Origin of the sequence: Nodularia sp. LEGE 04288, from assembly GCF_963896525.1 — a bacterium.
Taxonomy (GTDB): domain Bacteria; phylum Cyanobacteriota; class Cyanobacteriia; order Cyanobacteriales; family Nostocaceae; genus Nodularia.
The window spans coordinates 1-13,079 of the sequence record NZ_CAWQOY010000134.1 but is presented as its reverse complement, the minus strand read 5'-3'; the positions used below and the strand labels follow the sequence as shown (position 1 = coordinate 13,079).

General features: G+C 40.0%; 12 protein-coding genes. 4 read left to right on the top strand and 8 right to left on the bottom strand.

Annotated elements, in window-relative coordinates; translation table 11 throughout:
* Positions 1–411 precede the first annotated feature (411 nt).
* The gene (locus AACX33_RS18480; protein WP_194002779.1) at positions 412–1,266 is read left to right on the top strand and encodes an SDR family oxidoreductase; all 855 of its coding nucleotides are present in this window, start codon (positions 412–414) and stop codon (positions 1,264–1,266) included.
* A 181-nt stretch (positions 1,267–1,447) separates the two neighbouring features.
* Positions 1,448–1,705, top strand: coding sequence for a hypothetical protein (locus tag AACX33_RS18475; RefSeq protein ID WP_194002777.1), 258 nt, complete (start codon positions 1,448–1,450; stop codon positions 1,703–1,705).
* Positions 1,706–1,767: 62 nt separating this feature from the next.
* Here the strand turns inward: AACX33_RS18475 and mgtE are convergent, their stop codons facing one another.
* The 6 genes from mgtE to AACX33_RS18445 form a co-directional block, all read right to left on the bottom strand.
* Complete coding sequence (gene mgtE, locus AACX33_RS18470; RefSeq protein ID WP_194002774.1) at positions 1,768–3,168, bottom strand: magnesium transporter; 1,401 nt, start codon at positions 3,166–3,168, stop codon at positions 1,768–1,770.
* A gap of 365 nt (positions 3,169–3,533) precedes the next feature.
* Positions 3,534–3,707, bottom strand: coding sequence for a hypothetical protein (locus AACX33_RS18465; RefSeq protein WP_227789169.1), 174 nt, complete (start codon positions 3,705–3,707; stop codon positions 3,534–3,536).
* Positions 3,708–3,962: 255 nt separating this feature from the next.
* Positions 3,963–5,921, bottom strand: a complete 1,959-nt coding sequence (locus tag AACX33_RS18460; protein WP_194002772.1) for a DUF3732 domain-containing protein — start codon at positions 5,919–5,921, stop codon at positions 3,963–3,965.
* Positions 5,922–5,932: 11 nt separating this feature from the next.
* A complete protein-coding gene (locus AACX33_RS18455; RefSeq protein ID WP_194002770.1) occupies positions 5,933–6,433 on the bottom strand; it encodes a three component ABC system middle component in 501 nt (166 codons plus the stop codon).
* Between the two features lie 11 nt (positions 6,434–6,444).
* Positions 6,445–7,629 (bottom strand): ABC-three component system protein, encoded by a 1,185-nt coding sequence (locus AACX33_RS18450; protein WP_194002768.1) that lies wholly within the window; start codon positions 7,627–7,629, stop codon positions 6,445–6,447.
* A gap of 769 nt (positions 7,630–8,398) precedes the next feature.
* The gene (locus tag AACX33_RS18445; RefSeq protein ID WP_194002767.1) at positions 8,399–8,548 is read right to left on the bottom strand and encodes a PsaJ protein; all 150 of its coding nucleotides are present in this window, start codon (positions 8,546–8,548) and stop codon (positions 8,399–8,401) included.
* Between the two features lie 222 nt (positions 8,549–8,770).
* Here AACX33_RS18445 and AACX33_RS18440 point away from each other — a divergent pair, with 222 nt between their 5' ends.
* The gene (locus AACX33_RS18440) at positions 8,771–9,646 is read left to right on the top strand and encodes a peptidoglycan recognition protein family protein (RefSeq protein WP_194002765.1); all 876 of its coding nucleotides are present in this window, start codon (positions 8,771–8,773) and stop codon (positions 9,644–9,646) included.
* Here AACX33_RS18440 and AACX33_RS18435 read toward each other — a convergent pair.
* Entirely contained in the window at positions 9,643–9,795 is a 153-nt protein-coding gene (locus AACX33_RS18435) for a hypothetical protein (protein ID WP_194002763.1), read from the bottom strand. The genes AACX33_RS18440 and AACX33_RS18435 overlap by 4 nt on opposite strands.
* A gap of 33 nt (positions 9,796–9,828) precedes the next feature.
* Positions 9,829–11,601 carry a bifunctional 3,4-dihydroxy-2-butanone-4-phosphate synthase/GTP cyclohydrolase II gene (gene ribBA / locus AACX33_RS18430; RefSeq protein ID WP_194002761.1) on the bottom strand — a complete coding sequence of 591 codons (1,773 nt, stop codon included), beginning with the start codon at positions 11,599–11,601 and terminating at the stop codon, positions 9,829–9,831.
* Positions 11,602–11,979: 378 nt separating this feature from the next.
* Here ribBA and argC point away from each other — a divergent pair, with 378 nt between their 5' ends.
* Positions 11,980–13,038, top strand: coding sequence for an N-acetyl-gamma-glutamyl-phosphate reductase (gene argC / locus AACX33_RS18425; protein ID WP_194002758.1), 1,059 nt, complete (start codon positions 11,980–11,982; stop codon positions 13,036–13,038).
* Positions 13,039–13,079 lie beyond the last annotated feature (41 nt).

Genomic DNA, 13,079 nt, shown 5'->3' with positions numbered 1-13,079 from the left:
TCAGTAAAATTAACATTCAAATGATTTATTGTTATGACTTTATTTTACGTCTTAAGGTTGAGAAAAGCTAATTTGTCTTTCCATCTCAAGAACGATAAATTTCCCTAATTTCGTAGTTAACTTAAAAGCAGATGAACAGGAAAAATCCTGACATTCTAAGAGAGTTGTGTACTTGTTTTCAGTGGTCAGATTAAGAGCGTGTGTCAGGTGTGAGGATAAAAATGTCGGTCGCGTGCAATTGCCCTCAATTAGTACGTTTGGCTTACATCCGGGGTAAAAATGCCTGAACTTACAATTGTAAGTTGGGAGTTAAAGCATAAATAAAACCTTGGATTGAATTATCGATCCAGGGTTTACTTTTAGGATTTTATCAATTGTTTTTTCCGTCATTAATTTACAGGAAATTATCCGATGCCAGAAGAAATTTTACAACCACCACAGGAACAAAAACCACCCGGTAAAGAATCAGAAATGCAGCCCAAGCCCAAAGCTGATGACCCCCAGTATCGAGGCAGTGGCAAGTTAGATAATAAAGTAGCATTGATTACAGGGGGAGATAGTGGTATTGGTCGGGCTGTGGCGATCGCCTTTGCCAAAGAAGGTGCAGATGTGGCGATCGTTTACTTGAAGGAACATGATGATGCGAAAGAAACCAAACATTTGGTAGAAAATCTGGGGCGGCGTGTAGTGGCGATCGCCGGCGATATTACTGATGAAACCTTTTGTCAGCAAGCTGTAGAACAAACTGTTGAGGAATTAGGTCAACTCGATATTCTGATTAATAACGCGGCTGAACAACATCCAAAAGAAAACATTGAAGAAATCACTAAAGAGCAACTAGAGCGCACTTTCCGCACTAATATTTTCTCGATGTTTTACCTGACTAAAGCAGCGATGAAACATTTAAAATCAGGTAGTTCCATCATTAATACTACATCAGTTACAGCGTATAAAGGTAATGCTAAATTACTCGATTACTCTTCTACAAAAGGGGCAATAGTCGCCTTTACTCGTTCCTTATCACAAAATTTAGTCTCCAAAGGCATTCGGGTTAATGCTGTCGCACCTGGCCCAATTTGGACACCATTAATTCCTTCCACCTTTCCCGCCGATCAAGTTGCAACCTTCGGCAAACAAGTTCCAATGCAACGAGCCGGACAACCAGAAGAAGTTGCACCCAGTTATGTCTTTTTAGCTTCCGATGATGCATCTTATATGTCTGGTCAAGTATTACATCCCAATGGTGGATCAATAGTCAACGGCTAATTCAACAAGTGAGAAGTTATGATTTAGCAACAGATGACCATCCTGGTATCTTGAAGATACCGGGATCGGAAATTTTTACAATTAGCAATTTATATTTCTCTGCCATCAGATGGATACATTAATAGTAAATAAATGCTAGTCTAGCTAACGATAAACAAGTGAAAAATCACAACTACGAATTATGACATCTCCAAAACCATTGATTGGCACAGAATTAGTAGATTGTGCTAGAGCAAATGCCAAGCAGGGAATAGAAACTGCGGCTCATCAATGTGGCTATGGCGATGATATCAACCGTTTTGCCCGTGAACTCAGAGACTCTTGTGAAAAAATGAATTTACAAGTGAAGGAACTCAATGAATTAATTACGGATCAGGATATGATCCTCGAATTAGGTACTGGAGAAATTGTTGCACCAGAGACGGCTTCGGAATTATAAAAATTTTAGGGTGAAGATTGCGGAGTTTTGATGAAATTAACTCACGCATCATAACTCACAAGTTATAAACCTAAAATGACTCGCGCCAATTTAAAGTAAATCACAACACCCAGAACATCAACGGCTGTAGTAATAAATGGTGCTGACATCAACGCTGGGTCTAAGCGGACAGCGCGGAATAAAAATGGCAGTGCTGAACCTGAGACAGAAGCAATAATAGAAATAGCTACCAGACTGATACCTACAGTGAACGCTACCTCGGCGCGTCCTTGCAAAAAGTACGCCCACACTGTGGCGATGCTACCTAACATTATTCCCAAAAACGCCCCCGCGATCGCTTCTCTGCCAATTATCTGCCATATTTTCAGCGATCTGATTTCATCGGTACTCATCCCACGAATTACCACTGTAGAAGACTGAGCGCCCACATTACCACCAGTACCTGTGAGCAAAGGAATAAACGCCGTCAGGATCACCGCTTGTTTTAAAATATCTTCTTGGGACTTGATAATTGTGCCAGTCACTGTGTTCGTGATCAGTAAAACAAATAACCACACCACCCGCTTGCGGGCAACTTGCAGTAAACTCATCTGAAAATAGTTGTCACCATCCGACTGCACACCACCACCCAAAGCATAGATATCCTCGGTGGTTTCCTGTTGCAGAATATCAATCACATCATCAACGGTGACGATACCGACTAAAAGCTGTTCTTTATCCACCACAGGAACAGCTAAAAAATCATATCTTTGAATTAATCGAGCGACTTCTTCTTGGTCTGCATCTGTGTGGACAAACACCACTTCACGAGTCATAATTTCGCCAATGGTTTGTTCAGGCTGAGATACCACCAACTCGCGTAAAGATACAATTCCCGTCAAACGCCTAGCGGTATCAGTCACGTAAAGGTAGTAAATCATCTCACTGACATTAGCGAGGCTGCGAATTCGCTCTATGGCTTGAGTTACTGTAAAATTTTCTTTAAGATAAATTAACTCCGGTGTCATGATGCGCCCAGCTGTACCCGCCTCGTAACCCAAAAGTTGGGCTGTAGCTTGGCGTTCTGCTGGACTCAGTTGTTCTAGCAAACGATTGACAACTTTTGCTGGTAACTCGTCAAATAACCTGGCGCGGTCATCCGGGGACATTTTATCTACAATGTCACGAACATCTTGACTTTTGAGTTCTTCAATTAAATGTTCTTGAACACTGTAGTCGAGATATTCATACACCTCGATAGCCTGAGTTTTAGGAAGCAAGCGAAAAACCAAAGCGTGCATTGCTTCTGGTAAACCTTCAATGGCCTCAGCAATGTCCGCTGGTTGCACAGGTTGGAGAATAGATTTGGCTTCCAGCAAGTTCCCCGCTTCCAGCAGAATTTTTAGCTGATTTCGCACTAAATCCCGCAATTCGTTGCGCGTGGCATTTTGGGTGGTAAAGTTTAAATTATTCGTTTCTGTCAAAATCTACTTTCCTCAGCCAGTTTGAAAAGGTTTGCTGCTTTTAGTTTAGGGGAATGTGGGAATGAGAAAATGAACTCCCCCATCTTAAGTAGATGGGCATAAATATTGATAACTATATAAAGATAAATAAACTGTAGTCAGTGTTGTCGCGCAGTGTAAAGCACCGTCAACAAATTAAGGTGCAAGAAGGTGCGGTGGACTTACGGCGCAACACACTCTACGAATAATTTACATTCCTTCATATACATTAAATTTTTCTCCCAGACTTGCTGACTTCGTTGAAGATGGAGTTTCTACATCCTCATCAGTAAGTTGAGATTTCTGACGTTTCCAGCGACCTAGTAGTCTGTCAAATGGAAGATATTCTACAATTGTATACTTGTCCGCCAAGGACGACCTAAAAGTTCACCCTGCTGATCTACTAGCAATATGTCTGCACGAGTGTGGTCACACTGCCAAATATGATTGCTGTATTCCACTGATAAATTCAGTCCATCACGGGTTTTGAGCGAAAATCGAGAACCACGCCAACCAGACACTGGCTTTTTGCTCTTGTTTGGCTAAACATAGCCTAAAATAATAAAACCCTTATATAGTGAGGGTTTAGGAGTTAATATTTTTATGCACATTAATTTGTCAAGTGGTCAAATAATTTGGCAATCGCTTCGTCTCCTTAATGAATAAATTTCTGCCAGATTGGAAATTTTATAAAGATGAATTAAACCGTTACCCCCTGGGAAGTTATTGAGTTCAACTGTTCCCAAAAATACCATCTATAATCTGTGTGTAATCGTTTAATCTTGAGATGATACCCAGTTCTCAGGTATTAAAGCTTTACCATCAGTCCAAGGTTTTTCAACCAATGAATTTTGAAACCTCTCATTGTTAGCAAGATTTGCGTGTTCCATAATGATGATTTGAAAATGGGGAGATAGTTCTTCGCATACATCAAACAAAAAGTCAAACATTCTTTCAACTGCTTCCATATCAGCACTAGAACTAATGTTTCCGTCTGAGGGTATTTTTTGTAAATTAAGATACCCTCCTTCTGATGGAAAATAAATTTGGGTAGGTTGATCTAAAAATAAAAAGTGCGGAACTGGACGATTACGCTCAACAAAATGTTTGTGTAAAGCCAGAAGTGTAATTAAGTGACAACCCAGCCAGTTTTCTCCTCCTCCCATTCTTTTCATAGGAATTGGTCGATCAGGTCTGTCTGCAATTACAGTCAAGTTATTTAAATCAAATCGATAAGGAGAGTCACTATGTTCAAGTTTTAGTCGTTTAGCCCATTCCGTCATCTGCTGTCCAATTCGATTTAATATGGAAGCTAAAATTGCTTTTATTTCACCAACATCTAGTTGTTCTTCGTAACTAGCAATCAGTTTCCTCAATTGCTCAATATCTGAGCGTATTTGAGAATTTTCATCTGTAAATTCTAAAGTTTCAATATATAGACTAATCCGGCCTACTATGCGAGCTATATGAGCGTTAGTATCACGAATTTGTTGGGCTGCTTCTTGCTCATCTATCGCAGCATTAATAGCCATTTCTTTTTCTTGAATTTGTAGTCTTAGTTCTTCACGCTGTTCTTTAAGTTGTTGAATATGCTCAATTAGTCTTGGCTGGCTAACTTCTACGTTTTTGACATTATTTTGTAAATTTATCAAAGATTCTTTCATTGCAGAAAGGCTGGGAATAGATTCTGGCAAAATAGAGTTACAGAAAGGACACTGATGTGGATTACTATTATCTTTCTTAAATAAATCTATCGATTCTAGTCTCAATAGTTGTTGATTGGCTTCTTTGGAAAACCCTGTTTCTTTTTTTAAAAAAGTTTCTGTAGCAATAATTTTTTCGTGTATTTGTTTAAACTCTTGGCGAATTTCCTCAACTTCAGCCTGTAGTTCTGGGAATTGATCATTGCCTGTCAGTATAACTTCAGTTGCTTTCCATTCCAAAGTAGACTGTAGTGCATCTAAAATATCACTCGCATCTTTAGCAATAAAATTAGAATTTATTAAACCTACTTGTTGAGCCTCAATCAGAAGATTACCACCAATAACAACTCTTTTTTTTGTAATCGATTCTGCTTCTTTAAGGCTACTTAGAGCTTTCGCTAACCTCTGACGAGCTTGATGCAGTTCTTTTTGCAATTTAAGTCTATCTTCTTGAATTGCGCCTAAAAAATATGGAATTGTATCTTTGATTGTTTGTGGGATATAATTCTCTTGCTGACGATGAAATAAAATACCCTGATTTGCAATAGTACTTTGTTTTTGAAAAAGATAATAAATCGCGTGTCTTATATTTGTTTCAAATTTTTGTCTTGACCCTCCTTCTTCAACAATAGTTTGGTTAGGAGAAATTCCAATTAATTGGGACAAATAACTTTTGATTGCGTCATCGTTAGAGTTTGGTTCTAAGTGAGCTAACTCAGGAATGAGAATATTAGTGCCGAAATCATAATAGACTTGATTCTGTGAAGCACTATTTTCCAGCGGCTTGGGTTTTGCAATAAAAACCTGATTTTCATTAATCTGAAAAAGAACGGCATACCAAGCAACTTTATCTTGTATAACGCCATAAGGAATCTGAGATTCTGTCCGTCCCAGGCAATAGTCTACAATTTCAAGAAGAGCAGATTTACCCCTACTCGAATCGCCAGTAATTATATTAACTTGTCCTAATTTAAAATCTATGGTTCGCTTATCCCCGGCAGAGTTGTAGAGAGTTATGGACTTAATTTGCATACAGAGTAACTTTACGGACAAATGCCCCACATAGTATAAATTGTTGATACTTCTCCGGCTTGAGCAAGCCAACGTCCAACAAATTCAGCTTTCTTGCAGCAGCTATATGGTTCCGTATCTTTAGACCATGATACAGCCAAGATACGCTTTAATTTAGCATTTACATAAGTAAAGTTTCCATCGTCACAGATATTAACGATACCAGTTTGCATCCCAAAAGCTAAAGCTTCTTTTGTATATGGGACTAAAGAACTCGTGCGATCGCCAAATCCAACACGAGCTTCAGGCTGTCTTTGCAGCCAAATATGTAACTTAGTTACTGTTGTTTTTGGTAAAGCATTTCTCGTTGAGCCATGAAGAACAAGCGGTAGAACGAGAAAAAGAAGAGGATACGGCATACCCTGCTTCTTTTGAGTGTGATAGCTTTTGATGGCATTTCGCAGCAGAATTGAACAAAAAGCCGGATTTAGAAGATTGGCATATTCAAATGGACGCTGCTCCCAAGATTGCACAAATTTCTCTCCTACGTAGTAACTAATAACTGGGTTAGTCTTTCTAGAAATTTTGGATGCCAATGTACGAGGAGTTTATCTGCAAGTATGTGATAGCTACCACGCATTACGTATGGTTCTGTAACTTGATCACGAATGCAAATGTTAGCATCTTGCTCCATCCAATTAAATACTTTTCTACCAAATTTCTGATATTCAGACTCATCATCATTACCATCTGACATCTCATCTTGAAGCGCCAGCTTGTAACGCTCCCATTCATCTATTAGCTTTCTCTCATATTTTTCAATTTCGCCTCCAAACAATAGTTCCTCACGCGCCCACCGAGAACGCTGCTCAAATGCTCTGTAGTAGTCTAAGATGGCGTTTTCAATTCGCTTGTTATGAATAGCAATTTCCTTTAACTGATTAACAAAACATCTATTGTCTTGTGAAATATCAGGTTGTTCAGGAATTTTTAAATCATAAAAATCAATTGGCAAAGCATCCGGTTTGAATTGGTCATTAATCTCGCAAATTTTATCGCGTACTTCAAAACCAGATATGAAGTCAAGAGAATCATCACGAAGATGCTTTACAACTTTCGCAAACCACCAGCCTTCTAGCCTTTCATAAACAGCATCTCGGTGTTTTCTTCTAACTGCAACCAACTTTTCTTTAATTGCTGGTGTTATATCAATAATATCTGAAGAGCCATCAATAATTTGAATTGAGTCAATTAGGAGTTGTTGTTGTGTGGTACTTAAAGCTTTAAATGATTTAAATGATTTAGTTAAATCTTCATTCTTTGATTTATTAGCAACTTCAAGAAGCTTTTCCCATGCAAGTTTAGAGTCTCTATCCTTAAAAGGACGTAACAAAAATGTAGCAGAATTTGCAGAAGCCTTAGCAGTGGTAACTAGAGTAAGCAAGGTATCAGGTAAAGAAATTTTGTTTTCTTGCAGTTGGGTACTCCAGACCCGAATTGTCTTCCAAAGGTCGCTACTATTGTCTGTTAAAGAAGCTTTAGCATTTGTATGATGCTTCAATTGCAACAATTCGATAGGATTATTTTCGTTTTCAAAGAATGTAATATCGTCTAAACTCTCAACTGCACTCTGTAATTCTTCTTTATTAGTTAAAATTAAATACAGGGCATAGCGCGCTTGGAACATATATCCAAGTGCTTGCGGACCTGCTGAAAACCCTGTACTCATAACTTTTAATCACCTCGACTAAGTTAGTTTACTAGCCAAAGCCCTTTTATTTATTCACGTATTATTTTTTATACATTAAAATCTAACTTATGTTAGTTAACGTTGATTAAAGGACTCAGACACATAAATAAAGTGGGTATATTAGCTTGATTTATCCTTGATAGTGCCTCATCAAGGCTTACAGATTATAGTCGCATATTTCCAAAAACTATGCTACAAATCTTCATGATTCAATAACATACTCTTATTTTCTGGTCAAGTTGATCAGATGTAAATACACTCAGGACTTATTTAATCTTTAGTATATAGAAGATTTGTAGTACAAGATATAGCCTGTATGAAGTTTCATAACTTTATAGTCGCAAAAGTCTCAACTTAGCGCGATCGCATCCCCTGTGTTGCTCAAAATTCCTTATTTGTCTTATTTTACCTCTCGCAGCAAAATTTGCTAATTTCTGGTTGATACTGCTTTCTGGCTCATTACTAATGGCATAAACAGCCTTAAATCTGCCTGTAGCGTTCCTACTTCAATTTTTCTTTAACCTATTGTAACTACATTAGAATTACCGAAGAATAGCCATATCAGCTTAGACACAAGGGGCTATTGATGCAAGAGCGATCGCCATCATCAGAACCTCACACCATTTCCTTCCCTCTCCTTGGGAGACGCTAACGCGTTCGCGTAGCATCTCGTAAGAGAATGAGGTAGCCTGCGGAAGCCCTTCGCTCTACGTTCCATAACTCCGCACATACTCATACAGAATTGGAATTATGGCATGGGATGAAAGAGAAGATCAGGAAAAATGTCATTAAAAATCGTCCAAGCGCAGAAAGCAACTATAACCGCAACAACTGCAAGCACAGGTGCGGTGGAAAGATACTCAATAAAATAGGCTTTTTCTTTATTTGGTTGCGCCATAAAATTATTTTTTATCCTTTTAACTAAATGCTTATATTCTCAAAAAAATATATCCCCGATAAATCTAGCTGAAGTAATATTCATGATTTTTATATTTAGTCCTATTTATATATTCCATTCGATAGAAAAAATACCTAAAAGCTAACTTAGCAATCATAAATTATTTTGAGTTAAATTAGAATATGAAAGATTAAATTGACTGGTTTTATAACTATTATCAAAATGCAGTTTAGAGATTGGGCTACTAGAGTATTATTGATTTCCCTGATGTTGACCACACTAATGATAGTTTTGTCACTGGGAAGAATACAAAGTAATAAAATAAGTTATAATTCCGAAATTGCCGATATCACTACAGACTGGAATCAATATCCACAGTCCGAATTGCAATCAGCAAACAGTCCAGAGGATGAATCACCAGAAGATTTACCTCCTGCTTCAGTTACAACTAATAAGAGTGCGGGGAGATACAAAACTACAGCAGCTTTCGCTCAGTACACACCCCGATATGAAATCGCCTCAGTACACCCCAGCAATTATGGAGAGCGATATTCTCAAGACGTTAATGGCTTACCTCTGAACAATCCAGCAATTATTGTGCTTCATGAAACGGGTGATTCTGCTGCTAGTGCTGTTAATTTCTTTCAAACAGCCAATGCAGAGGATAGTGTGCAAGCAAGTTATCACGCTTTAATTAAGCTAGATGGGACGATTGTTTATTTAGTCCCCCCAGATAAACGCGCTTATGGGGCGGCTAATTCGGTTTTTGATAGTCCCAATGGTGTGGAAACTGTGGTAACTAATCCTAATTTAGCATCGTCTGTGAATAATTTTGCTTATCACGTTTCTTTGGAAACACCACCAGACGGACAGGGAAAGAATTTCATCAAGTATCATAGTGGTTATACAGAGGTGCAATACAATTCTCTAGCCTGGTTAATTGCTCAAAGTCAAGTTCCAGACTATCGCATCACTACCCATCAAGCTGTAGACCGTTCTGGTCAAAAAATCGACCCCATCAGTTTTGATGGTAATAAATTTTTACGCTTACTTCATACCTTTCGTCAGCTTACTTCCAGCTATCAAGCGCAGAATTAAAAGTGCTTTTTCCCCAACCGTTGTAGAAACATTCTTTTTCCCCAACCGTTGTAGAGACATTCTTTTTCCCCAACCGTTGTAGAGACGTTCTTTTTCCCCAACCGTTGTAGAGACATTCTTTTTCCCCAACCGTTGTAGAGACGTTCCATGGAACGTCTCTACATTTTAAGAAATTTTAATTCCTAGCCTCTGGTAAAGCTATAAATTTGCTGAGTTTCTAAGCGATCGCATATTGTAGAAGGTACAATATCCAAAGAAAAATTCTGTCGATCTAGTTTAACTTGCAAGTTACTCAAGGGGTCGCTACCAGGAGAAATCAGAAATTCTAACTTCTCCACATAAGGCAAAGTTACCAGATGGTCGAGAATTTGGAAAATTGCTTGCAGGTAAGGATGACCATTCTGTTGATACCAATCACTATCAGCGACATTTGCTTGATCAAAACCCAAGTGTACTGTTAAAGATGGTTGAGCAAACAACGCCAACCCTAACGGACGCGCTTCTTCTTGTAATAATAAATGATTATTTTTGGCTAAATGCCGTAATTTATCTAAGCGTTCATAGCGTTGGGTGACTAATTCCGGGTCATCTTGCCAGTTAATTGCTACAGTGACTAAGTAAGTCTGTAGCAGCATATGACCCAGCTTTTGGGCTTTGGTGGCTAAATAATAGGAATTGTAGTCGTTGGCTTCAATCAACAACGGTACGCGGTCAACTACTTCCAACCCGTAGCCCTTGAGTCCAGCGATTTTACGCGGATTATTTGTAATCAGGCGAATCTTTTGCACACCCAAATCCATGAGCATTTGCGCCCCCATACCATAATCGCGCAAGTCCGCCGGAAATCCTAAGCGCTCGTTGGCTTCGACTGTATCCAGTCCCATATCCTGTAAAGAATAGGCTTTGAGTTTATTAATTAAGCCGATTCCCCGCCCTTCTTGACGCAGATAAACTACGACACCTTGACCAGCCGCTTCAATCATCTTTAATGCTGCTTGTAGCTGCATTCGACAGTCGCAGCGCAATGAACCCAAAGCGTCACCGGTTAAACATTCTGAGTGCATCCGCACCATCACCGGCTCATCTTGGAAATTAGCGGGATCGCCCTTGACAATGGCAACGTGTTCTGTATTGTCGAGAGTATGGCGGTAGGCGTAAATATCAAACTGACCGAACTGGCTAGGTAGCTTGGTGACTACCTCACGATATACCAAGCGATCGTGTTTTAGGCGATAACTAATTAAATCGGCAATACTAATAATTTTAAGCTGGTGATGTTGAGCGTACTCCATTAATTGGGGCAAACGCGCCATTGAACCATTAGGGTTTTGAATTTCACAAATTACCCCGGCTGGATATAACCCTGCTAATCGAGATAAATCCACAGCCGCTTCTGTATGTCCGGCGCGTTTGAGTACGCCGCCCAACCTGGCGCGAATCGGGAAAATATGACCAGGACGACGTAAATCTGTAGGTTTTGTGGCTGGGTTGAGGGTAACTTGAATCGTGCGGGCGCGGTCTTCGGCGGAAATCCCAGTAGAAACACCCAACTCAGGGCCAGCATCAATACTAACTGTAAATGCAGTTTGGTTAGTATCTGTGATGTTGGTCACCATTAATGGTAAATCTAATTCATCCAAGCGATCGCCTGTCATCGCCAGACAAATCAGCCCTCTGGCTTGCACCGCCATGAAATTAATCATATCCGGTGTGGCAAATTGGGCAGCACAAATTAAATCGCCTTCATTTTCCCTATTTTCATCATCTACTACCACAATGACACGACCTGCTTTTAAGTCTGCCAAAGCAGCGTCAATAGAATCAAATTTAAAGACTGGGGTTGAGGAGGCTGCACTATCAGTTTTTTCCCCTACGGTCGGAGTTACACCTGTGCGGGTGTCTTCCCCATTCAGGGGAGTAGAGTCAGACTGTCGTGTAGGCTTAGGCTTTGACACAGAAAATTTCCAGCTACCAAAAGTAAATTTTTTTTACAATTTCTTATTTTAGATTGTAGCTCGTTTATGTGGCACAGAAGTAGACTAGCATTGATTTGATCACTTTATAAAAAGTATGTAACTAAACTTACTGCTATTCAGATAATGAACACTGAGAGGGTGAAATCTCCGACTTCTTCAATCTGGTGAAAAAAACTGCTGATATTTTGAGATGTGTGATGATTTGGGCGCTTAAGAGTGTAGAATTTTGCCACAACCTCAGACAGAGCCAAAATATGGCATTTGGGGTTATTGGTGTATTGTGCGCCTAACATCTTGTAGCTGATATTTGATAATTGACCACCAAATTAACCAAAAACGGATAAGGATTTGATCATTATGGGTAATTTTAGACGCGTACCAGTGGGAATTGTTGGCGCGTCAGGCTATGGCGGAGTGCAACTAGTCAGATTACTGATGGAGCATCCAGAAGTTGAACTAGTTTATTTAGGCGGTGACAGTAGTGCAGGTAAATCCTTTGGAGACCTCTACCCCCATCTGGCTCATTTAGTTAATTTGCCAATAGAAGCAGTAGATGCAGAAGTGATTGCTCACCGTTGTGAAGTAGTATTTCTCTCGCTACCAAATGGTCTGGCTTGCCAAATTGCGCCGATCTTGTGTGAAAAAGGCTGTAAAGTCCTCGATTTGAGTGCAGACTATCGATTCAGCGATTTGACGACTTACACCAATTGGTATGGTACTCCCAGAAGCGATCGCACAACGGCCGCCACAGCAGTATATGGGTTACCGGAACTTTATCGCGATCGCATTGCCGAAGCCCAACTAGTTGGTTGTGCTGGTTGCTACCCCACCGCCAGCCTCTTAGCCCTTTCTCCTCTGCTCAAACAAGGCTTAATCGTTCCCGAAACCGCCATTATCGATGCCAAATCCGGCACATCCGGCGGTGGTAGACAAGGCAAAATTAACTTATTACTAGCTGAAGCTGATAACTCATTAGGAGCTTATGGTGTTGCTCGTCACCGGCACACCCCGGAAATTGAGCAGATTTGTAGTGATTTAGCAGGACACGAAGTCACAATCCAATTTACCCCCCATCTGATCCCAATGGTGCGCGGGATTTTGTCCACAGTATATGCCACACTCCGCGATCCCGGATTAGTGCGAGATGACTTAATTACCATTTTTTCAGCCTTTTATCGCAACGCCCCTTGGGTGAGAATCTGCGAAAGTGGCATTTATCCTCAAACCAAGTGGGCGTGTGGTAGCAATCTTTGTTACATCGGCGTAGAAGTTGACCCGCGCACAGGTCGAGTAATTGTCATGTCAGCCATTGACAACCTCATTAAAGGACAGGCGGGACAAGCAATCCAGTGTTTGAACCTGATGATGGGCTGGGATGAAACCTTGGGTTTGCCCAAAGTCGGATTTTATCCGTAATTCGGGAATGGGGACTGGGGAGAAGAGGAACAGTTTTTAAG